The organism is Streptomyces sp. S4.7 (assembly GCF_010384365.1).
Classification (GTDB): Bacteria; Actinomycetota; Actinomycetes; order Streptomycetales; family Streptomycetaceae; genus Streptomyces.
Window position 1 is genome coordinate 2,490,439 of the sequence record NZ_CP048397.1, and the last position, 21,441, is coordinate 2,511,879.

Genomic DNA, 21,441 nt, shown 5'->3' on the forward strand with positions numbered 1-21,441 from the left:
CCGGCCAGCCTCTATGATCGGCAGACTTTCCTGCGCCGATCATCGCGAATCACACCCCTGTACGACACCACTGCACTGCGGGAGCGAGCCGTGAGCGGAACCTCCGAAAGGCCCCAGCCCGCGGCAGTCGCGGCGCCCCACTCCGCCGCACCGTCGGTCACGGAGTGTCATGCTCTGGCCGTACAGGACGACCGGGGTCGTACGCGGGGCGAACGGCACCCCTCCACGCTCCCCGCCCCCGAGACGCGCGACCACGAAGAGCACAAGGAGCACGGCGACTACCGGGCGGCCTTCAACGCGGCCCAGCTCCCCATGGCCGTCGTGGACCGGCGGGGAACCGTCGTCACCGTCAACGACGCCCTCGCCGAACTGATCGGCACCGAGCGCGACTCGCTGCACGAGCGCGCCGCCGCCGACCTGGTCGACCTCGCCTCCGACGACCGGACCTGGCACGCGTACCAGGAGGTGCTGCGCGGCCGTCGCTCCCGCTTCCGCTGCACCCGCCGCCTCAAACACCCCGACGGCCGCGCGCTCTGGGCGGAGGTCACCGTCACGCCCCTGCCCGACGGCGGCAGCGTCCTGCTCTCCCTCACCGACATCAGCGAGCGGCGCGAGCTCCAGGCCAGGCTGCGCCATCTCCAGATGCACGACCCGGTGACCCGGCTGCCCAACCGCACGCTGTTCTTCGAGCGGCTCTCCACCGCGCTCGAATCGTCGTACGACCATGGCAGAACGGGGCGGATCGGTCTCTGCTACCTGGATCTCGACGGCTTCAAGGCCGTCAACGACACGCTCGGACACCGTGTCGGCGACCGGCTGCTCGCCGCCGTCGGGGCCCGGCTGACCGAGTGCGCCGACAACGACGGCCACAGCCGCGGCGGCCATCACCTCGTCGCGCGCCTCGGCGGCGACGAGTTCGCGATCCTGGTCGAGGACTCGGCCGGTACGGAACAGCTCGCCGATCTCGCCCGCGCCGTGCTCGCCGCCCTCCAGCTCCCGTTCGACCTCGCCGGGCAGCGGCTCTCCGTCTCGGCGTCCATCGGCGTCGTCGAACGGTCCGCCGAGGGCACCACCCCCACCGGCCTGATGCAGGTCGCCGACACGACGCTCTACTGGGCGAAGGCGGACGGCAAGGCCCGCTGGACCCTCTTCGACCCGGAGCGCAACGCCCACCGGATGACCCGCCAGGCGCTGTCGTCCACGCTGCGGCCGGCCGTCGAGCGCGACGAGTTCGTGCTCCAGTACCAGCCGCTGGTGGGGATGGCCGACGGAGTCGTACAGGGCGTGGAGGCGCTGGTGCGCTGGGACCACCCGCAGTTCGGCATCCTGGCGCCGAACCGCTTCATCGGCATCGCCGAGGAGGACGGCTCGATCGTCCAGCTCGGCCGCTGGGTGCTGCGTACGGCCTGTCTCCAGGCCCGTCAGTGGCAGCGCGACCACCCGGCGGACCGGCCGCTGTTCGTGAGCGTCAACGTCGCCGTACGGCAGGTCTGGGACTCCGACCTGGTGGCCGACGTGGGGGCGATCCTCGCCGAGACGGGGCTCGCGCCGCGTCTGCTGCAACTGGAGCTGACCGAGTCCGCGGTGATGGGCTCGGCGGGCCGGCCGCTCCAGGCGCTCCAGGCGCTGAGCGACATGGGCGTGCGCATCGCCATCGACGACTTCGGGACCGGCTACTCGAACCTCGCGTATCTCAGCAGGCTGCCCGTCTCCGTACTGAAGCTGGACGGCTCCTTCGTCCGGGGCTTCCGTTACGACGAGGGCGTCCACCCCAACCCGGCGGACGAGACGATCGTCGAGACGCTGGTCCACCTCGCCCACCGGCTGGGCCTGACGGTCACCGCGGAGTGCGTGGAGACGGCGGGCCAGGCCGCCCGGCTGCGCCGGATCGGCTGCGACACCGGGCAGGGCTGGCTGTACTCGCGGGCGGTGGGGCCGGAGCGGATCGCGGAGATGATCGGGGTCAGCCCGCTGAAGGTCTGACCCCGCTCACCGACCGTCCGGCAGGCCGTACGCGTCGGCGATCAGGCCGTAGCTGCGCAGACGCGCGTCACCGCCGTGGGCATTGGCGGTGAGCATCAGCTCGTCGGCGCCCGTGCGCTTCTGAAGGTCGTCGAGGCCGGCGCGGACGGCGTCCGGGGTGCCGTGGACGATGTTCGTCAGCCAGCCGTCGACGAAGTCGCGCTCCTGCGGGCTGAAGCTGTACGCCTCCGCCTCCTCGGGGGTCGGGACGAGCCCGGGGCGCCCGGTGCGCAGGCGCAGCATCGACAGCGCACCGGTCAGGACCTGGCGGCGGGCCTCGTTCTCGTCCTCGGCGGCGAGAGCGGCGACGCCGATCACCGCGTACGGGGCGTCGAGCACGGCCGAGGGCCGGAAGGACTCGCGGTAGAGGTCCAGCGCGGGGATCGTGTTCTGCGCCGAGAAGTGGTGCGCGAAGGCGAACGGCAGCCCGAGCGTGGCGGCGAGCCGGGCGCTGAAGCCGGAGGAGCCGAGGAGCCAGATCGGCGGCCGGGCGGCGGGGCCCTGGACGGGGCCGGGAACCGCGTGGATCCGCGCGTACGGGTGCCCGTCCGGGAAGTCGTCGTCCAGGAAGCGGGTGAGTTCGGCGAGCTGCTGCGGGAAGTCGTCGGCGCCTTCGTTCAGCCGGTCGGTACGGCGCAGCGCGGCGGCCGTGGCCCCGTCGGTGCCGGGCGCCCGGCCGAGCCCGAGGTCGACCCGTCCGGGGGCGAGGGCCTCCAGGGTGCCGAACTGCTCGGCGATGACGAGCGGCGCGTGGTTGGGCAGCATCACGCCGCCCGAACCGAGCCGGATGCGCTCGGTGTGGGCGGCGAGATGGGCCAGGATCACGGCGGGCGACGAGGAGGCGACACCGGGCATCGAGTGATGCTCGGCGACCCAGTGGCGGTGGTAGCCCCTGCGCTCGCCGAGCCTGGCGATCTCCACGCTGGTCCGCAGTGACTGCCGGGCGGTGCTCCCGCTGCCGACGGTGACCAGATCCAGGACGGACAGCGGCACGGGCGCGCTGCCCAGCGCCGTACCTCGAATTGCGTCAACCACCGGTGCGGGCCCTTCTGGTGCGGGAGTACGTACAGCCCGCACCAACGGGAGGACGGCTCCGTTTTATTCCCGGACCGGGCCGGGAATCAGTCGCGGCTCGCGAACAGCGTTCCCAGCTTGGGCGCCCACGCGTGGCGTTCCACCAGGCGCAGCCCTTCCCAGACCGTCACCTGGTTCGCGGTGAGGACCGGTTTGCCCAGGGCCGCCTCCAGCTCCGGGAGGTACGCGACGGTGTGCAGCGCCGTGTCCGGGAGCAGGACCACCTCCGCGTCCGGATGGTCGCCCTCACGGGCCAGGGCGAGTACCTCGTCCCGGCCCCAGGTGCCGACCTCGGCCGCCGTGATGATGCCGCTGCCGCGCGTGGAGACCACCTCGATGCCCGCCGCCTTCAGGAAAGCGGCGAAGTAGCCCGCGACGTCCTCCGGATAGGTCGCGGCCACCGCGACCTTCCGGGCGCCCAGCGCCTGGACGGCGTGCGCGAAGGCGAAGGAGGTGCTGGAGGCCGGCAGTCCCGCCTCCACGGCCAGTTGCCGTGCCTGTTCGTGGGCACCGTCCCAGCCGTACACGAAGCTGCCGCTCGTGCACGCCCAGACCACGGACTCGGCCCCCGCCATCCGCAGCTCCTCGACACCGTCCGCCAGCCTCCGGGCCGAGCCCATTTCCAGGAGCGCGTCGACCCGGTGGGCGTCCTCACCGATGTCGGTGTGGACGAGGGGCAGTCTGATGTCGCTGTCGAAGAGCATCTCCAGACGGGGGTAGTCGTCCTCGGCGGAGTGGCCGGGGTAGAGAAGTCCGACGGTCGTCATGTCCACCCTTCCTGTTCCTCGGTCGGAGCGTCCGGCTGGGAGGGCTGCGCCCACTCGCCGGGCTGGACCGGATGGACGTCCTGCAGGTGCTGGACCGGTTCCATCCGCTCCATCTCCGCGATGCCGGGGATGTCACCGATCCCGGAGATCTCCGGGATCCGGTGGGCCTCGGGCATCTCAGGGATTTCTCCCATCCTCTCCAGCGTAGGCATGTGGCGCGCCGGGGGCGGGTTGAGCAGCAGGCCCTGGTAGGGGCCGACCGCGTGCGCGCCGATTCTGCGCAGGGCCGCCCACATCGTGACCTGGTTCGCCGAAAGCACCGGCATCCTCAGCTCGGCCTCCAACTGCGGGATCGCGTCGTACGTCGGCAGGTTCGTACAGCTGATGAACAGCGCGTCGGCCGCGCCGACGACGGCCTGCCGCGCCATGTCCACGACCGACCTGTACGGCACCTTCCAGATGTGCCGGGTCAGCCCCAGAAAGGCGCGACCCGTGACGGTTACCCCGGCCTCCGCCAGGTACTCCTCCAGCGACTCGGTGACCGACTCCGTATAGGGGGTGACCAGCGCGATCCGTTTCGCGCCCAGCTCTTCGAGCGCTTCCAGCAGCGCGCCCGAGGTGGTGAGCGAGGGCACCTCGCCCGCCCTGTTCATCGCCTCGCACATCGCCCGCTCACCGACGACACCGCCGACGAAGCTGCCCGACGTGCAGGCGTACGCGATCACCTCCGGCTCGGACGCGCCAAGGGCCATCACCGCCTCTCCGAGCGTCTCGTGCTCACTCACGAGCCTGGCAAGGTCCAGCGACACCTCGACGGGGACATAAGGGGTCCTGGTCAGGCGCAGCGAGATCTCGTCGGGCATCCAACGCCAGAGTTCACGATCAAGGGCAAAGTCGAATGGGGCGACCACACCGACACCACGCTGCGGCTGCGGTCCACCCAGAAAGGAGACATCCATCTCACGGCCCCCTTTGGCTGTTGTTGACGACGGTAGGAGCTGAATGCGAGCGTGGTCAATGAGCACAGGAAATACGTTGCAACGAATTTTCCTGGAGGAAATTTCCGCCCCGATCCGAAGGGCTCCCCCGATGACCGTACCGACCCTTCTCGTCCTGGGTGCCGACCCGCCGCCGCGCCTCGGCCGGCTGACCGGTCGGGCGCACGTCCGGTACGCCGACGAGTCCTCGCTCGCCTCCCAACTCCCCCTGGCTGACGTCCTGTTGGCGTGGGACTTCACATCCGACGCGATCCGGCTGGCCTGGCCGGGGGACGGGCCCCGGCCAGGCTGGGTGCACACGGCGAGCGCCGGCGTGGACCGGCTGCTCTGCCCCGAACTGATCAACTCCGAAACAATCGTCACCAACGCCCGCGGCATCTTCGAGGAACCCATTGCCGAATATGTGACAAGTCTTGTCCTTGCCATGGCCAAGGATCTGCCGGGAACTCTCGAACTACAGCGTCAGCGGCGCTGGCGCCACCGCGAGGGACTACGGGTGGCCGAGAGCCGGGCGACCGTCGTCGGCGCGGGCCCGATCGGCCGGGCGATCGCCGGGACCCTGCGGGCGCTCGGCGTGACGGTGGCGATCACCGGCCGCACGGCGCGCCCGGGAATCCACGGCGCCGACCAGTTGGACCGGCTGCTCACCCGCTCCGACTGGGTGATCTGCGCGGCGCCGCTCACCGAGAGCACGCGCGGCATGTTCGACTCGCGTCTCTTCGGTCTGATGCAGCCCTCGGCGCACTTCATCAATGTGGGACGGGGCCAGCTCGTCGACGAGAAGGCGCTGGCGGACGCCGTGGCCAAGCGCTGGATCGCGGGCGCCGCCCTCGACGTCTTCGAGGCCGAGCCGCTCGATCCGGAGAGCCGGCTGTGGGACGTGCCGGGCCTGATCGTGTCGCCCCACATGAGCGGTGACACCGTCGGCTGGCGCGACCGACTGGGCGAGCAGTTCGTCGACCTTTACGACATCTGGGCGTCCGGAGACCCACTGCCTAACGTGGTGGACAAGAAACGTGGGTACGTCCCCATGCATGACTGAGTCCATGTTCCTCACCGATCTCACCGCACGACAGCTGCTGGCCGGCTACGAGAAGGGCGACTTCTCGCCGGTCGACGCGGTGCGCGCCGCGCTGGAACGGATCGAGGCGGTCGAACCGCTCGTCAACGCCTTCGTCCGGGTCGACGCAGAAGAGGCGCTCGCCGCCGCGGAGGACGCCGCCGACCGGTGGCACAGAAAGGAACCGCGGGGGCGGCTCGACGGTGTCCCGGTCTCCGTGAAGGACATCTTCCTCCAGCGCGGCGGGCCGACCCTGCGCGGTTCGCGGACGGTCGACCCGGCGGGCCCGTGGACGGACGACGCGCCGGCGGTGGCGCGGCTGCGCGAGCACGGCGCGGTCCTCATCGGCAAGACGACGACGCCGGAGTTCGGCTGGAAGGGCGTGACGGACTCGCCGCTGAACGGGGTCACGCGTAACCCCTACGACCTGTCCCGGACGGCGGGCGGGTCCAGCGGCGGCAGCGCGGCGGCGGTCGCGCTCGGCGCCGGACCGCTGTCGATCGGCACCGACGGCGGCGGCTCGGTCCGGATCCCCGCGTCGTTCTGCGGCATCTTCGGGCTCAAGCCCACCTACGGGCGGATCCCGCTCTTCCCGTCCAGCCCCTTCGGCACGCTGGCGCACGCCGGTCCGATGGCGCGCGACGCCGCCGATGCCGCGCTGCTGCTCGACGTCATCAGCGGCGCCGACTGGCGCGACTGGTCGCAGCTCGCCCCGGCACCGGGTGTCACCGCCACCCTGTCGGAGGGGGTCGCGGGGCTGCGGATCGCGTACTCGCCGTCGTTCGGCGGCCAGGTCGCGGTGCGGCCGTCCGTGGCGGCGGCCGTACGGCGCGGGGTGGAGCGGCTCGCCGAGCTGGGCGCGTACATCGAGGAGACCGACCCGGACATCCCGGACCCGGTGGAGGCGTTCCACACGCTGTGGTTCTCGGGTGCGGCGCGGGTGACGCAGCCGCTCGGCGAGGAGCAGCGCGAGCTGCTCGACCCGGGGCTCCGGGAGGTCGTGGCCGAGGGGGAGCGGGCGAGCGCGCTGGACTATCTGGCCGCCGTGGACGCGCGGATGGAGCTCGGGCGGCGGCTCGGCCGGTTCCACGAGACGTACGACCTGCTGGTGACGCCGACGCTGCCGATCGCGGCCTTCGAGGCGGGTGTGGAGACGCCGAAGGGCTCGGGGCACCGCCGCTGGACCGGCTGGACCCCGTTCACCTACCCCTTCAACCTCACGCAGCAGCCCGCGGCGACGGTGCCGTGCGGGGTGGACGAGGACGGGCTGCCGATCGGCCTCCAGCTGATCGGCGCGCGCCACGCGGACGCCCTGGTGATGCGGGCGGCCCACGCGCTGTACGAGTCGGGCGCGGCGTCCCTCCCGGCCCCGACCGGCGCGTAGCCCCTGCCGGGTTCGCAGGACAGGCTGTCCTCAATCGCCGGACGGGCCGCGAATGCGGCCCGTCCGGCGATGAGAACGCAGCCGGACCGGCGGCCGAGGGCGAGCCCCTCAGACCCGCCGGAAGTTGAGCGTCTCGCCCGTCGCGCCCGCGCGCCAGAGGTCCTGGCAGGCTTCGGCCATCTCGTCCAGGCCCTCGACCACCGAGCCCCAGACGATCCCGGGGATCCACCCCGTGTCGCCGTTGATCAGCAGGTTGTTGCGCTCGTAGAACAGCGCGAGGTCGACGACGGTACGGCGGCCCCGGTGCGCGGCCTGTTCCTCGTACCCGTACGAGGTGGTGCCGAGCACCGTGTCCGAGAAGGTGAAGTAGCACAGGTCACCCGGAATGGGGGTGACCGTCGGGTTCTCCAGCGGCGGTTCCTCGGCGGCGAACCCGGGCATCAGCGCGTAGATCTCGTTGCGCGCGTACTTGGCGTGGTAGACGTCACCGCCCAGCGGCAGCGCCTCCCACACCGCGGCGCAGGTGATCGGGGCCAGGTCATCGAGGAGCTTGGCGGTGCAGCGGACGCCGCGCTTGTCCAGGGACACTTCGATGAAGCGGTCGCTCATAAGTCTTCGCGCCCTTCCGGTCGGTTCGTAAGCCTGTGTCCGGCCATGAATACCCGCCCCCGCCGCACGAATGCGGGGCCGAAGGGCCTCGTCTCTCGTATGTGACGCGTGGACAACGATAGGCATATCGGTCCGAAAATAATCCGCATACCCTCTGTCGTTTCGGGTAGCCGCGCGCCTATGGCTCCACTAAAGGGGAACAACACAAGCACAGGAAGAGGGCTCCGGCGCCGTTCGCTGCTCGCGGGTGCCGCGGCACTCGGTGTCGCGGGCGCTGTCGGGGCCACCAGCGGATGCAGCCGCGTGGCCACCGCCGACAACGGGGACGGGGGGACCCTCCTCGATCAGCTGCGCGCCAAGGGAACGGTGCGCCTCGGACTGGCGGGCGAGCAGCCGTACAGCTACATCGGCAAGGACGGTGAGATGACGGGCTCCGCCCCGGCCATCGCCTCACGCATCTTCAAGGAGTTGGGTGTGGACAGCGTCCAGCCCTTCGCCACCGAGTTCGGTTCACTGATCACCGGTCTGAACTCGCTCCAATTCGATGTGGTCGCCGCCGGGATGTACATCAACCCCGAGCGCTGCGAACAGGTCATCTTCGCGGACCCCGAATACCAGATGCTCGACGCGTTCATCGTGCCGAAGGGGAATCCGAAGAATCTCCACACGTACAAGGACATAGCCGACGCCGGCGCCAGGATGGCGACGGGCGTCGGCTACGCGGAGATCGGTTACGCGGAGGAGGCCGGGGTCAAGAGCATCACGACCCTGCCCGACCAGCTGGCCGGGCTGCTCGCCGTCGAACAGGGCCGCGTCGACGTCTTCGCCGGTACGGCGGTCACGGTGTTCAACGTGATCAAGGAGACCGACAGCACGAAGGCCGAGGCGACCAAAGAGGTCACACCGATCGTCGACGGCAAGCCCGTCACCGACGTCGGCGGCTTCGCCTTCCGCTCGCCCGAGACGAACCTCCGCGACTCCTTCAACCGCGAGCTGCACAAGCTCAAGAAGAGCGGTGAGCTGCTGGAGATCATGCGGCCCTTCGGCTTCACGAAGGACCAGATGACGACCATCACGGCGAAGGAGAAGTGCGCGCCATGAGTGAGATCACCTGGGGCCTTTGGAAACTCCTCCTCGAAGGCGTGTGGATCACCGTCCAGCTGACGATCTTCAGCTCCGCGCTGGCCGCCGTGGTCGCGCTGGTCGTCGGACTCGCCCGCGCCCACCGCCTGTGGATCGTCCGGTTCATATCCGGGGCCTACTTCGAGATATTCCGCGGTACGTCCGCGCTGATCCTGATGTTCTGGATCTTCTTCGTGCTCCCGCTGGGCTTCGGCTGGCAGCTCGTCCCGATGTGGGCGGCGACGCTGGCGCTGGGGCTCACCTACGGGGCGTACGGCTCCGAGGTCGTCCGCGGCGCGGTGCAGGCCGTGGCTCCCGCTCAGCGCGAGGCGGGGATCGCACTGAGCTTCACGCCCGCCCAGCAGCTGCGGAAGATCATCCTGCCGCAGGCCTGGCCGGAGATGATCCCGCCGTTCAACAACCTGCTGATCGAGCTGCTCAAGGGCACGGCACTGGTCTCCATCATGGGCGTTGCCGACATCGCCTTCGGCGCGTCGCTGGTGCGTAACGCGACGGGCGAGAGCGCGCCCGTCTACACGGTCATCCTGCTGATGTACTTCGTGCTCGCCTTCGTGCTCACGCGCGGCATGCGCGTCCTGGAACGACAGGCGAAGGCCGGGATCGGCCAGCGCCCCGAGAAGACGGGGGGCGTCGTGAGCAAGCTCGGCCTCTTCCGCCGGAACGCCGTTTCGGCGAGCGCGGGAGGTGAGAGCTGATGGAGTGGAACTGGTCCGCGGTCGGCGACTTCATGCCGATGTTCTGGGACGGCCTGCTCGTCACTCTCCAGGCACTGGTCCTGGGTGCGCTGCTCGCCTTCGCCCTCGGTCTCGTCTGGGCGATGGCCCAGCGCTCGACCCTGGCGGTGGTGCGGTGGCCGGTGAACATCCTCACCGAGTTCGTCCGCAACACCCCGCTGCTCGTGCAGCTGTTCTTCCTCTACTACGTGCTCCCCGAGTGGGGTGTCACGCTCAGCGCCATGGTGACCGGTGTCGTCGGCCTGGGCCTGCACTACTCGACGTACACCGCCGAGGTCTACCGGGCCGGCATCGACGGCGTCCCGGCCGGCCAGTGGGAGGCGGCCAAGGCGCTCAGCCTCCCGAGGTCCCGCACCTGGGGTGCGGTGATCCTGCCGCAGGCGATCCGCCGCGTCGTGCCCGCGCTGGGCAACTACGTCATCGCGATGCTGAAGGACACTCCGATGATCTTCGTCATCGGAGTGATGGAAATGCTCGGCCAGGCACGGCAGTTCGCCTCCGAGTCGTTCCTGACCGTCGAGGTCTTCACCGTCGTGGGTGTGGCCTTCATCGTCATCTCCTATCCGGCATCCCTTCTCATGCGAGCATTGGAGCGTCGCCTTGTCCGCTGACAGCACTCCCCTCAACACCTCCAGGGAAACGGCCAATCCCGCCGCAGACGGCAGCGAGTTGATCCGCTTCGACAAGGTCACCAAGCGCTTCGGGTCCAACACGGTCCTGGACTCACTGGACTTCACGGTCAACTCCGGCAAGCACGTGACGCTGATCGGTGCCTCGGGATCGGGCAAGACGACGATCCTCAGACTGCTGATGACGCTGATCAAGCCGGAGGAGGGCACCATCAAGGTGGCGGGTGAGTACCTCACGCACCAGGAGAAGGACGGCAGACTCGTCCCGGCCGGCGAGAACCATGTCCGTGAGGTGCGCAAGAACATAGGCATGGTGTTCCAGCAGTTCAACCTCTTCCCCAACATGAAGGTCCTGCGGAACGTCACCGAGGCCCCGGTGCACGTGCTCGGCCTGTCCAAGGACGAGGCCGACGAGCGGGCGCGCGGCCTGCTCGACCTGGTGGGTCTCGGGGACCGCTGCGACGCGTACCCGAGCCAGCTCTCGGGCGGGCAGCAGCAGCGGGTGGCCATCGCGCGGGCGCTCGCGATGCGGCCGCAGGTCCTGCTGCTGGACGAGGTCACCTCCGCGCTCGACCCGGAGCTGGTCGCGGGCGTCCTCGATGTGCTGAGGGACATCGCCCACACGACGGACATCACGATGCTGTGCGTGACTCACGAGATGAACTTCGCGCGCGACATCTCCGACGACGTACTGATGTTCGACGCGGGCCGGGTCATCGAGTCCGGGCCGCCGGAGAAGATCTTCAGCGACCCGGAGCACGAGCGCACGCGGGAGTTCCTGAGCGCGGTGCTGTAGGCGTGCGCCCGGCGCACTGAAGGGGCGCTCGCCTCGCGTTATTCGGGGGAACCCGGTCCGACCCGGCGGACCGGGTTCCCCCGTTTTCCCGGCCGGTCCCCGCCAACGTCATTGACTCCGGCATATGCCAGAGCGATACGCCCAGATGAGGCCACTGTGACGGGTGTCATTCTGCTCAACAGCCGCCCCGGAAAAGGCCCTTGGCGGCTATCGTGGTAGGGAAGCTTGCGGTCACAACCTGGTAGGGGGAAACCGTGGCGCTGAAGCCGGAGCCGACCGCGCCGTTCCACTCGGTGCAATACGTCCTGCGCGTCCTCGAAACGGTTTCCAAGCACGTCGGCGGTGTCACCGACGTCCAGATCGCCCGCGAGACGGGCCTGCCGACCGGCCATCTCGCCCCGATGCTGGCGATGCTGCGCCGCGAGGGCTATGTGGAGCAGGTCTCGGACGGCGCCTATGTCATCGGGGACTCGCTGGTCCTGCTCGGTACCGGCACCACCCGCGAGGAGGCCCTGGAGACCAAGCTCCAGGACACACTCACCGAGCTGCGCGACTCGGTCGGGGCGGCGGTCTACATCAGCCGTTACATCGACGGCGAGGTCAGGATCACGCAGTACGCCGACGGGCCGGACGCGCCCGCGGTGAACGAGTGGGTGGACTTCCGCTCGGCCGCGCACGCGAGCGCCGTCGGCAAGTGCCTGCTCACCCAGCTCGACCGGAACAGCCGCCGGGACCATCTCTCCCGGCACAAGATCGCGCGCCTCACCTCACGGACCATCACCAGCGAGCGCGTGCTCTTCTCCAAGCTGGACAGCCAGCCGTCCACGGTCCCGATCCTGGACCTCCAGGAGTACGCGGTGGGCACGGTCTGCGCGGCGGTGCCGCTGACGGCGGGTTCGGCGGTGGGCTGTCTGGCCCTGTCGATGCCCATCGAGCACGCGCACCGGCTGCGCTCGGCGGCGGACACGCTCAACCGGGGCGCCGCGCCGATGGCGCTCTCGCTGGCCATCTGACCCGGCCGTCCCACCGGGCGGCCCCGCGCGTCCGGGCCGGGAAAGCCCGGAACCGGGCCGCGGCGGGCGGGGTGCGGCACACACCCCGCGTACGACGGCCCGGCCCGGTCAGCGATGAATCAGACCCTCGCCGGTCACATGCTGATGGAACGGGATCGGACTGATCAGAACTTGACGTCCGAGCAGGCGTAGAACGCGTTGGTGGTGTCCGCGACGTTCCAGACCGCCAGGACGATGTGCTTGCCCGTCTTCTGGGTCGGCATGCTGCCCTGGTGGACGAGCGTGGCCGGCGGCTGCTGGTTGCCGTACGGCACGGTCATGAACGGCTGCGGGTCGAGGTCCGCGCGGGTGAGCGGCTTGGTCGGGTCCCAGCCGTTCTTGGTGATGTAGTAGCGGAAGTCCGACGTGGAGTGCCGGGCGGTGAACTGCCAGCGGAAGCTGTAGCCCTGACCGGCCGTCACGTTGGTGGCGGGCCAGTTGCCGCCACGCGGGTCGTCGAGCTGCGCGAACTGGCCGTTGCCGCCCGAGCAGATCTTTCCGTCGGCGGGACCCGCGGCCGGGAAGCCCTTGGGCCCCTCGACGCTCTGCGGCTCCCACTGGATGTTCCCGCATCCGGTGACGGTGCCGTTCTGACACAGCTTCTGACGGCTGATCGGTGAGTCGGTGTAGCCGTGGCTGCTCGCGCTGCCGGTGGCGAGCAGGGACACGCCCGCCACCGCGAGACCGAGTACCGCGGCGCTGATTCTCTTCTTTCGCATGCTCTCGCTCCTGGGGACCGTGGGGAGTACGTGCGGTGACTCCTGACTGCGCAATCAGGTCTAGACCAAGTCACACAGTATTGACGGACGTTGATCGTGTCCATAACAACGACCAAGAAAGGTCCAGACCAATCACCGATGCTTGGACATCGGTCAGCTTCCCTCGTTGAGACCGTGCCTGCCGGTGTAGAACGCGACGGTCAGGTCCTTCACCAGCACCTTGCGCTCGTAGTCGTCCAGCTCCACGAGCCCCCGCGACGTCAGCCGGTGCACGGTGTCGTCCACCGCGTCGACCACCGACGTCAGCACGGTGTCCCGGTGCCTGGCGTCGATCGCCGCGATCCGGCTGCGCTGCATCGCCGCCGAGATCTCCGGCGCGTACTCGATCCGGGTCGGCTGCGCGGAGAAGACGTCGAGCCCGACCGGGCGGCACTCGGCCGACAGCATCCGGGTCAGCGCCTCGCCGACGGCCTCGGCGTTGCGCAGCGTCGGCGCGGTCTCGTGGAAGGCGTCGGCGGGCAGTTGGGAGAGCACACGCGCCATCGCCGCCTCGACCTGCTCGCGCAGGTACTCCTCGTGGTCGCGCACCCCGAGCGCCGCCCGGACGGTGTCCCTGACCCGCCATACCACCAGGACGACGACCCGCAGCGCCGTGCCGTTCGCGTCGACCGCGGACATCGGCTCGCTGCGCCAGTGCCGCAGCCGTACGTCCACACGCCGGCGCAGCAGGAGCGGGCTCACCCACAGAAGTCCCGTACGGCGCACGCTCCCCCGGTACTCGCCGAAGAGCGTCAGCACCCAGGCGTGACCGACCCGGCCGCGGCCGAGCCCACCGAAGGCGAAGAGGGTGAGGCTCACGGCGGCGGTGAGCAGCGCCCACATCCCGATCCCGATGCCGTGGTAGTGGTTCGAGTCCAGCCCGAACATCTCGGTCAGCGCCTCGGGCACGGCCCCGACCCACCAGAGCACCGTCAGACAGCCGATCAGCCCGGCGACACCGACGAGCCCCGCCGCCCAGCCGGGCAGCGTGGGACCGGGCCGCTCGACGAGCTTGGTGTCCACGGGCGTGGCGGGGCGCGAGATGGAGCTGGGGGCCAGCACCGGCGGTACGACGGGGGCGGGGACGACGGGTCCGCGCCGGGTCCTGGTGCGCCCGGCGGCCGGGTCGGCCGACTTCTCGTCGCGGAAGAGGAGATGGACGGGGATCTCGTGGGTGGCCTCGCCGACGATGAGCGGGCTCCACCGGTGGCTGTCGAAGGTGAGGGCGGCGCGGGCGGGTACGGCGGAACCGGACCCGGTCCGCACGGTGACGTCCCACACGGGGGCGGGGATGCCGCTCGACGCGCTCGATCCGCTCTGCCCGGCGGAGTCCGCCGGTTCGGCGGGGTCGCCCGGGTCCGCGCCGGGCGACGCCGGGGCCGGGGCGGTCACGCCCTCGACGTCGTACGGGGCCCGGTCGTTCTCCGCCGCGGCTGACGGCGGGGCCGTACCGGCGTCCGGGGCCGACGGGCCGTCATCGGTCGCGGGCACGGCGATGTCCACGCCCACGCCACCGCCCTGCTCCGCCGTGGCCATCGCCCAGGACTCGCCCCGCGAATGCGGCACATCGGCGGCTTCCGGCTCCACGACCGGCTCCAGAACCGGCTCCAGGACCGGGCCCGGCCCGGCGAACCCGGTGGTCGCCGGGGCACCGGCCACGGACTCCGGCTCCGCACCGGCGATGTACAGCGAGGCGCCCGCCTCCACCGACGCGGACTCCAACTCCCGCTCCGGGCGGACCTCCTGCCCGGCGAACGGGGCCGGGGCCGCCACCTGCGACACGGTGCCGGACTCCGCACCGGCGGCGGCCGTGAACAGCGGGGCACCAGCCTCCACCGGCAGTTCCACCGAAACGGATCCCGGCGCGGGCTCCCGGCCCTCCTCGGCCACCGTCCCGCCGTAGCAAGCCTCCTGACCGGCCCCGAGGCCGGGCTCCGGCTCCTCGGGCCGCTTCGCGGACATGTCCGCGCGTCCCGGCGGGTCCTCCCCCTGCGGTGGGCGAGGCTCGGTCGGCCCCGTCAGGGGGCGTACGTTCTGGTGCCAGCCGGCCTCGTTCCCCCCGGTCGTCGCGGCCGACGGGGGCTCCGGCCGCGCTTCGGGCCCGGTGGCCGCGACCGGCTCGGTCGGCCCTGTCGACTCCACCGGCCGGGGCGGATCCGTCGGCTCCCGCGCCTCGTGCGGTTCCACCGGCTCGACCGGTTCCACCGGCTCCACAGGCTCGACCGGCCTCCGTGCCGTCAGCGCGTTGCGTGCCGCCGCCCGGAGCGCCTGTGCGCCGCGCAGCATCTGCCCGTCGCCGTTCGGTTGCGATGTCTGTGTGGTCATCCTTGCCTCCGTCGTCATGCGAAGAGTCGTCGCCAAGTCTCGGGGCCGGGGTACCCGTCGGCCGCGCTGCCGCGCCAGCCCTGCGCCCGTTGGAAGGCCTCGACATTGCGCCGGTCGGCCTCGCCCCACCTCGGGCCGGGGCCCGAGACGTAGTGCCGGCCGTAGCCGCGCTTCACCAGCTGTTCGCCGAGCCTGGTGACGTGGGAGTTCGACCTCCCCGGCCGGAACCGGTCCGCCCCCGGGAACGCCGGCCGTGCGCTCGTACCGCCGGGACCGGCCGCCCCCGCCTTCGGAATGTCCTTGCCGAGCCCGTTCACGAGGTATCGCCAGGTGTCGGGCCCCGGCAGCCCGTCGGCCTCCGCGCCCCGCCAGCCCTGCGCCCGCTGGAACGCCTCGGTGGCACGCCGGTCGGCCTCGCCCCAGCCCGGTCCGGGGCCCACGTCGTAGAAGCGTCCACCGCCCCGGCCGACGAGCATCTCGCCGAGCCGGGTCACATGCGCGTTGTCGGCACCGGGCCCGAAGGACTTCGCACCGGGGAAGCCCGCCGCCGGGGTCTCGTCCGGTGTGTCCGCCGGGCTGCCGGCGGTGCCCGAGGTCACGCCGTTGTAGCGGTACGCCACGTAACTCGCCGAATTGCTCCAGTACGCCATCGGCGTGGACAGGGCACGGGTGTTCGGCTTGGTCTGCTCGTACGCGATGTAGTAGTCGTGCGTGTAGTCCGTCCACCCGCCGAAGATCGTCACGTGTGACCCCTTGTTGGGGTCCTTCGGGTTGTGGAACAGCAGGATGTCGCCGGGCTGGAGGTCGCTCCTGTCGATCCGGGTGCCGAAGCGGGACAGGCTCCCGGTCCACTCGTTGCCGTCCAGGTTCCAGGCCATCGAGACATACCCCGAACAGTCCTGGCGGTAGCCGTCGGACCAGTACTTCGTCATGGAGTACGGGACCTTCGCGCTCACCCATCGCTTGGCGCGGTTGATGATGTCGGCGCGGCTGATCCTGCGCAGCGTGTCGACGGAGTGGTTCGCCGACGGTCCGGCCGACGGGCGGCCGTGCAGCGGGCCGCTCGCGCCCTGCGGGGTCGCCGGATACGGTTCGGCGACCGCCGCGGTCGCCACCGACGGCGCCGCCCCCTCCGCCGTCGCGGTGCCGAGCGCGGGCCAGGCGGCGTCGGCCTCGCTCGCGCCGGCGCCGGTGACGCCGAGGGCGACACCGGCCGCGGTGGCGAGGACCAGGACACGGCGCGCGCCGTGTGCGGCGGGGTGGCCGCCCGCGCGCAGGGGCAGGCCCTGGGCCAGCAGATGGCGCTGCTCGGCGCATCCGCCACAGGGGCAGTCGCAAGCGGGTTCGTATTCCTCGAAGACCGGTGAGTTCATGCGATCCCCTCCACACTCGACAGGATGCTGTGCCGTGTTGCACGCGCGTCAGGAGCCACAGGACCCGACTAATCACACTTTGACGGATCAAAGGTAAAAAACGACCATCCGACAGGCCACATCGCTCATCAAATGGTCGGGAGCACTCCGGAGCGTCGGGTAGAGTTCTCCAGGTCAGCAGGCGCCGCTAGCTCAGTTGGTTAGAGCAGCTGACTCTTAATCAGCGGGTCCGGGGTTCGAGTCCCTGGCGGCGCACGCAGGGCTGAGGCCCCCTCGTCATCGCACGAGGGGGCCTCAGTCGTTCCGTCTGACCACCACCCCTGACCGGGCGGTCTCCGCGGCAACTTCACAGTCCGGCCACAGCTCCGCCTCCAACAGACCCCCAATGGGGGCATATGACGCTCAAGTAGTATCTTTCACTCTTGCGATCATGGCTGGGGTCGTAGAATCTATCCTGAAGCCGAAGCGCCCAAGGAAGCACGCGTTCCTCACAGTTGGGGCACCTGAAGAGTTTGCTCCGGTTTGCATACCGAGCGGGGTGGGGGTCCCGTTCACGGGCCGATGCCGCAAACGGCGTCATGCAACCGGAAGGTCCCGATGCGTGTCTGTACTGAGGGCGGCGCGCGACCATGCGGGCCTCCACCGGTGGCCCGCCACCGACATGTCCGGGACGGGTGGTCTGCGGGGGCCCTCTCCGGACGAACCGACCGACCAATCACGCAGCCAGCATGCGTGCGGGGGGATGACTGATGACGTCGACGCCGAACGGCGAGCGGCCGAACAACGACGCGTCCCGGACCACTCAGCTCCGGGTTCCCTCGCAGCTCAGGAATGCCAGGGCCCGCCTCCGGCCCAAGGCCGAACTGCCCAAGTACGACTACGAGCACTACAGCCGGCTCGCCGGGCCGCTCACCCAGCCGGACCCGAACAAGCCGTACAAGGTGCAGTACCGCTCGCTGCTCTCGCAGGAGCCGCACCGGATCCGGGCCGCCCTGCTGCTCGGCGCCGCCCCGCTCCTCTCCCTCGGACTCTTCGCCTGGCTGATGCAGCCGCAGCACTGGACCGAGCGCGACCCGAACCTGAAGAACGACACGCTGCTCGTCCTCGACATCGTGATGCTGGTCTCGATCGGACTGATCGAGCTGTTCCGCACGATGAACGTGCTGTCCAACGCGCACGCGACGCTGGTGGCCCGTGACCCGGTCCCCGTCGTACCCGCGAGCGGCACCCGCGTCGCCTTCCTCACCTCCTTCGTGCCGGGCAAGGAGCCCCTCGAAATGGTGACGAAGACGCTGGAGGCCGCGGTCAGGATCCGGCACCGCGGGCTGCTGCACGTCTGGCTCCTCGACGAGGGCGACGACCCCGCCGTCAAGGAGGTCTGCGCCCGGCTCGGAGTCCACCACTTCTCCCGCAAGGGCGTGGCGAAGTGGAACCAGGCCAAGGGCGCGCACCGCGCGAAGACCAAGCACGGCAACTACAACGCCTGGCTCGACGCGCACGGAGACGACTACGACTTCTTCGCGTCCGTCGACACCGACCACGTCCCGATGGCCAACTACCTGGAGCGGATGCTCGGTTACTTCCGTGACCCGGACGTCGGCTTCGTCATCGGCCCGCAGGTCTACGGCAACTACGACACGTTCGTCACCAAGGCGGCCGAGTCGCAGCAGTTCCTCTTCCACGCCCTGATCCAGCGCGCGGGCAACCGCTACGGCTCGCCCATGTTCGTCGGCACGAGCAACGCCGTACGCATCTCGGCGCTCAAGCAGATCGGCGGGCTGTACGACTCGATCACCGAGGACATGGCGACGGGCTTCGAGATGCACCGCGCCAAGAACCCGCAGACGGGCGAGAAGTGGCGTTCCGTGTACACCCCGGACGTCCTCGCCGTCGGTGAGGGCCCGACCGCCTGGACGGACTTCTTCACCCAGCAGCTGCGCTGGTCGCGGGGCACGTACGAGACGATCCTCAAGCAGTACTGGCGGGGTTACACCACGCTGCCGCCCGGCAAGCTCTTCAACTACACGATGATGATCATCTTCTACCCGATGTCGGCGCTCAACTGGATCCTGGCGGCGCTGAGTTGTGCGCTGTTCCTGGGCATGGGCGCCTCGGGTGTGCAGATCGACCCGGCGATCTGGATGATGCTGTACGGCAACGCGTCGGCCCTCCAGATCGGCCTCTACATCTGGAACCGGCGGCACAACGTCTCGCCGCACGAGCCCGAGGGGTCCGGCGGTCTCGCGGGCATGGCGATGTCCGCGCTCTCCGCGCCGATCTACGCGCGCTCGCTGCTCGACGCCGCACTGCGGCGCAAGAGCGGCTTCGTGGTGACGCCCAAGGGTGACTCGTCCAGTCCGGACACCCTGTTCGGGACGTTCCGGATCCATCTGTTCTTCATTCTCGTCTTCGCCGGATCGCTGGTCTCGTCCTTCTTCTTCGGACACGACCATCCGGCGATGATCACCTGGGCCTCGCTGGCGCTGCTGATCACGGCCTCACCGATCATCGTCTGGCGTCTGGGCATGCGCGCGGAGAAGAAGAAGCGCCGGAAGCACGGGGCTCACCGGGGCGGCGGCGGGGGTACGCCTCCGGGAGCCCCGGCGGCCTCCGGGCCGGCTCATCGGTCCCCCCAGGTCCCGGGCGCTCCCCAGACCTCCCAGGCCTCGCAGGTTTCGCAGCAGACGCCCCCCGGGGCCCTCGACCAGACCATACAGATTTCCCTTGGGGGACCTAAGCAATGAGCGCGCTTCCCGTCCGGCCGAACCACCGCAAGAACCGGGCCCGCCGCTTGGCGATAGGCGCCGCGGTGGTCGTCGTGGTGGCCGGGATGAACGGGCCGGCGATGTGGCGGTTCGGCTCGGAGCAGTACCACGATTACAAGATCAACCGGCCCGAGTACAAGGCCGCGAACGGCCACTGGGACTTTCTCGACATCCCGGCGAAATTCAAGATCAATTCGATTCACGCGTCGCTTCTGCACACCGGCAAGGTGCTGCTGATAGCCGGGTCGGGGAACAACCAGAAGAACTTCGACGCGAACAAGTTCGAGTCGGTCCTCTGGGATCCGGCGACGAACGACTTCAAGATGATCCCGACGCCCAAGGACATGTTCTGCGCCGGGCACACCCAGCTGCCGGACGGCAAGCTGCTGGTGGCGGGCGGTACGAAGCGCTACGAGAAGCTCAAGGGCGACGCCACCAAGGCCGGCGGCCTGATGGTGGTCCACAACGAGGACCCCGACAAGCCGATGACGCTGCCGGCGGGCACGATGTTCACCGGGAAGAAGAACGGCAAGACCTTCGAGTCCAAGGACCCGGTGCTGGTCGAGAAGGCGAAGAAGATATTCGACCCGGCGACGGGGGCCTTCCTGCGGACCGAGCCCGGCCTCGGCCGTATCTATGTCGAGGCGAGGAAGAGCGGGAAGAAGTACGAGACCGGCACCGAGGACAATTACCGGGTGCAGGGCATGAAGGGCACCGACGCCCGTAATGTCTACGGCATCGCGCAGAAGCTCGCGCTCGACAAGAAGGACTTCCAAGGCATCAAGGACGCCTTCGAGTTCGACCCGGTCGCCGAGAAGTACATCAAAGTGGACCCGATGAACGAGGCCCGCTGGTATCCCACACTCACGACGCTGGAGGACGGCAAGGTCCTCGCGCTGTCGGGCCTCGACGAGATCGGGCAGATCGTCCCGGGCAAGGACGAGATCTACGACCCCGAGACCAAGGAGTGGGAGTACACGGGGATCATCAGGAAGTTCCCCACCTACCCGGCGATCTTCCTGATGGACAACGGCAAGCTGTTCTACAGCGGCTCCAACGCCGGATACGGCCCCGCCGACGTCGGCCGCAAGCCCGGCATCTGGGACCTGGACACCAACAAGTTCCAGAACATCCCCGGACTGAGCGACGCGGACACGATGGAGACGTCCGCGACCGTCATGCTGCCGCCCGCGCAGGACCAGAAGTTCATGGTCATCGGCGGCGGTGGCGTGGGCGAGTCCGAGAAGTCCAGCGAGAAGTCCCGGCTGGTCGATCTCAAGGCGGACAAGCCGGAGTTCAAGGACGGCGCCGCGCTCGACAAGGGCACCCGCTACCCGAGCGCGACGCTGATGCCGGACGACTCGGTGCTGGTCACGGGCGGCGCCGAGGACTACCGGGGCCGCAGCGGCTCCAACATCCTCGAAGCGCGGATGTACGACCCGAAGGCGGGCGAGTACAAGCGCGTCGCCGATCCCCAGGTCGGCCGCAACTACCACTCGGGCTCGCTCCTGCTGCCCGACGGGCGCGTCATGATCTTCGGCTCCGACTCGCTCTACGCCGACAAGGCGAACACCAAGCCGGGCGTCTTCGAGCAGCGCATCGAGATCTACACCCCGCCGTACCTCTTCCGGGACTCCAAGCCGGCGCTGACGGACGGACCGGAGCGGATCGAGCACGGCGAGTCCGGGGTCTTCAAGACCGGGGACGCCGCGTCGCTCAAGTCCGCGAAGCTGCTGCGGCCGAGCGCCGTCACGCATGTCACCGATGTCGAACAGCGCTCGATCGCACTGGACATGGAGAAGACGGCGGACGGGGTCGAGGTGACGGTGCCGAAGAACAAGGCGCTGGTGCCCGCCGGTTGGTACATGCTCTTCGTGACGGACGACAAGGGGACACCGTCCGAGGGCAAGTGGGTCGAGGTCCCGTAACCCGGCGGGTACGCACGGCTAATA

17 protein-coding genes and 1 tRNA gene are annotated in these 21,441 nt (G+C 69.8%); 11 read left to right on the forward strand and 7 right to left on the reverse strand.

Going from position 1 to position 21,441, the window contains the following annotated elements:
• Nucleotides 1–90: 90 nt before the first annotated feature.
• Entirely contained in the window at nt 91–1,983 is a 1,893-nt protein-coding gene (locus SSPS47_RS10905; protein WP_164250626.1) for an EAL domain-containing protein, read from the forward strand.
• A 6-nt stretch (nt 1,984–1,989) separates the two neighbouring features.
• Here SSPS47_RS10905 and SSPS47_RS10910 read toward each other — a convergent pair whose 3' ends face one another.
• From SSPS47_RS10910 to SSPS47_RS10920, 3 genes are all read right to left on the reverse strand, one after another.
• The gene (locus SSPS47_RS10910; RefSeq protein WP_164250628.1) at nt 1,990–3,057 is read right to left on the reverse strand and encodes an LLM class flavin-dependent oxidoreductase; all 1,068 of its coding nucleotides are present in this window, start codon (nt 3,055–3,057) and stop codon (nt 1,990–1,992) included.
• A gap of 86 nt (nt 3,058–3,143) precedes the next feature.
• On the reverse strand, nt 3,144–3,863 hold the full coding sequence (locus tag SSPS47_RS10915; RefSeq protein WP_147875433.1) for an aspartate/glutamate racemase family protein: 720 nt from the start codon (nt 3,861–3,863) through the stop codon (nt 3,144–3,146).
• Nucleotides 3,860–4,822, reverse strand: coding sequence for an aspartate/glutamate racemase family protein (locus SSPS47_RS10920; protein WP_164250630.1), 963 nt, complete (start codon nt 4,820–4,822; stop codon nt 3,860–3,862). Before SSPS47_RS10920 ends, SSPS47_RS10915 begins: the two co-directional genes overlap by 4 nt.
• A 130-nt stretch (nt 4,823–4,952) precedes the next feature.
• On the opposite strand from SSPS47_RS10920, the gene SSPS47_RS10925 reads away from it, so the two are divergent.
• Nucleotides 4,953–5,903: a D-2-hydroxyacid dehydrogenase gene (locus tag SSPS47_RS10925; protein WP_164250632.1), complete on the forward strand. Its 951-nt coding sequence runs from the start codon at nt 4,953–4,955 to the stop codon at nt 5,901–5,903.
• Entirely contained in the window at nt 5,896–7,305 is a 1,410-nt protein-coding gene (locus SSPS47_RS10930) for an amidase (protein ID WP_164250634.1), read from the forward strand. Before SSPS47_RS10925 ends, SSPS47_RS10930 begins: the two co-directional genes overlap by 8 nt.
• A gap of 108 nt (nt 7,306–7,413) precedes the next feature.
• Here the strand turns inward: SSPS47_RS10930 and SSPS47_RS10935 are convergent, their stop codons facing one another.
• A complete protein-coding gene (locus SSPS47_RS10935; RefSeq protein WP_078077198.1) occupies nt 7,414–7,914 on the reverse strand; it encodes a DUF3830 family protein in 501 nt (166 codons plus the stop codon).
• A gap of 180 nt (nt 7,915–8,094) precedes the next feature.
• On the opposite strand from SSPS47_RS10935, the gene ehuB reads away from it, so the two are divergent.
• The 5 genes from ehuB (at nt 8,095) to SSPS47_RS10960 (ending at nt 12,229) form a co-directional block, all read left to right on the forward strand.
• Nucleotides 8,095–9,015, forward strand: a complete 921-nt coding sequence (gene ehuB, locus SSPS47_RS10940; RefSeq protein ID WP_164250636.1) for an ectoine/hydroxyectoine ABC transporter substrate-binding protein EhuB — start codon at nt 8,095–8,097, stop codon at nt 9,013–9,015.
• Nucleotides 9,012–9,752: an ectoine/hydroxyectoine ABC transporter permease subunit EhuC gene (gene ehuC, locus SSPS47_RS10945; protein WP_203557820.1), complete on the forward strand. Its 741-nt coding sequence runs from the start codon at nt 9,012–9,014 to the stop codon at nt 9,750–9,752. The genes ehuB and ehuC overlap by 4 nt, the downstream gene beginning before the upstream one ends.
• On the forward strand, nt 9,752–10,402 hold the full coding sequence (gene ehuD / locus SSPS47_RS10950; RefSeq protein WP_164250638.1) for an ectoine/hydroxyectoine ABC transporter permease subunit EhuD: 651 nt from the start codon (nt 9,752–9,754) through the stop codon (nt 10,400–10,402). Before ehuC ends, ehuD begins: the two co-directional genes overlap by 1 nt.
• Nucleotides 10,392–11,216 carry an ectoine/hydroxyectoine ABC transporter ATP-binding protein EhuA gene (gene ehuA, locus SSPS47_RS10955; RefSeq protein WP_164250640.1) on the forward strand — a complete coding sequence of 275 codons (825 nt, stop codon included), beginning with the start codon at nt 10,392–10,394 and terminating at the stop codon, nt 11,214–11,216. The genes ehuD and ehuA overlap by 11 nt, the downstream gene beginning before the upstream one ends.
• Nucleotides 11,217–11,470: 254 nt before the next feature.
• The gene (locus tag SSPS47_RS10960) at nt 11,471–12,229 is read left to right on the forward strand and encodes an IclR family transcriptional regulator C-terminal domain-containing protein (protein ID WP_164250641.1); all 759 of its coding nucleotides are present in this window, start codon (nt 11,471–11,473) and stop codon (nt 12,227–12,229) included.
• Nucleotides 12,230–12,393: 164 nt separating this feature from the next.
• Here SSPS47_RS10960 and SSPS47_RS10965 read toward each other — a convergent pair whose 3' ends face one another.
• The 3 genes from SSPS47_RS10965 to SSPS47_RS10975 form a co-directional block, all read right to left on the reverse strand.
• The gene (locus SSPS47_RS10965) at nt 12,394–12,987 is read right to left on the reverse strand and encodes a lytic polysaccharide monooxygenase auxiliary activity family 9 protein (protein ID WP_147875442.1); all 594 of its coding nucleotides are present in this window, start codon (nt 12,985–12,987) and stop codon (nt 12,394–12,396) included.
• A 153-nt stretch (nt 12,988–13,140) separates the two neighbouring features.
• Entirely contained in the window at nt 13,141–15,351 is a 2,211-nt protein-coding gene (locus tag SSPS47_RS35285) for an SPFH domain-containing protein (RefSeq protein WP_239064848.1), read from the reverse strand.
• Nucleotides 15,352–15,365: 14 nt separating this feature from the next.
• Complete coding sequence (locus tag SSPS47_RS10975; protein WP_164250643.1) at nt 15,366–16,724, reverse strand: peptidoglycan-binding protein; 1,359 nt, start codon at nt 16,722–16,724, stop codon at nt 15,366–15,368.
• Nucleotides 16,725–16,905: 181 nt separating this feature from the next.
• Between SSPS47_RS10975 and SSPS47_RS10980 the strand changes: the two genes are divergently transcribed.
• From SSPS47_RS10980 to SSPS47_RS10990, 3 genes are all read left to right on the forward strand, one after another.
• Nucleotides 16,906–16,979 (forward strand) — tRNA-Lys (locus SSPS47_RS10980).
• Nucleotides 16,980–17,473: 494 nt separating this feature from the next.
• Complete coding sequence (locus SSPS47_RS10985) at nt 17,474–19,468, forward strand: cellulose synthase catalytic subunit (RefSeq protein WP_164250645.1); 1,995 nt, start codon at nt 17,474–17,476, stop codon at nt 19,466–19,468.
• Nucleotides 19,465–21,417, forward strand: coding sequence for a kelch motif-containing protein (locus tag SSPS47_RS10990; protein WP_164250647.1), 1,953 nt, complete (start codon nt 19,465–19,467; stop codon nt 21,415–21,417). The genes SSPS47_RS10985 and SSPS47_RS10990 overlap by 4 nt, the downstream gene beginning before the upstream one ends.
• Nucleotides 21,418–21,441 lie beyond the last annotated feature (24 nt).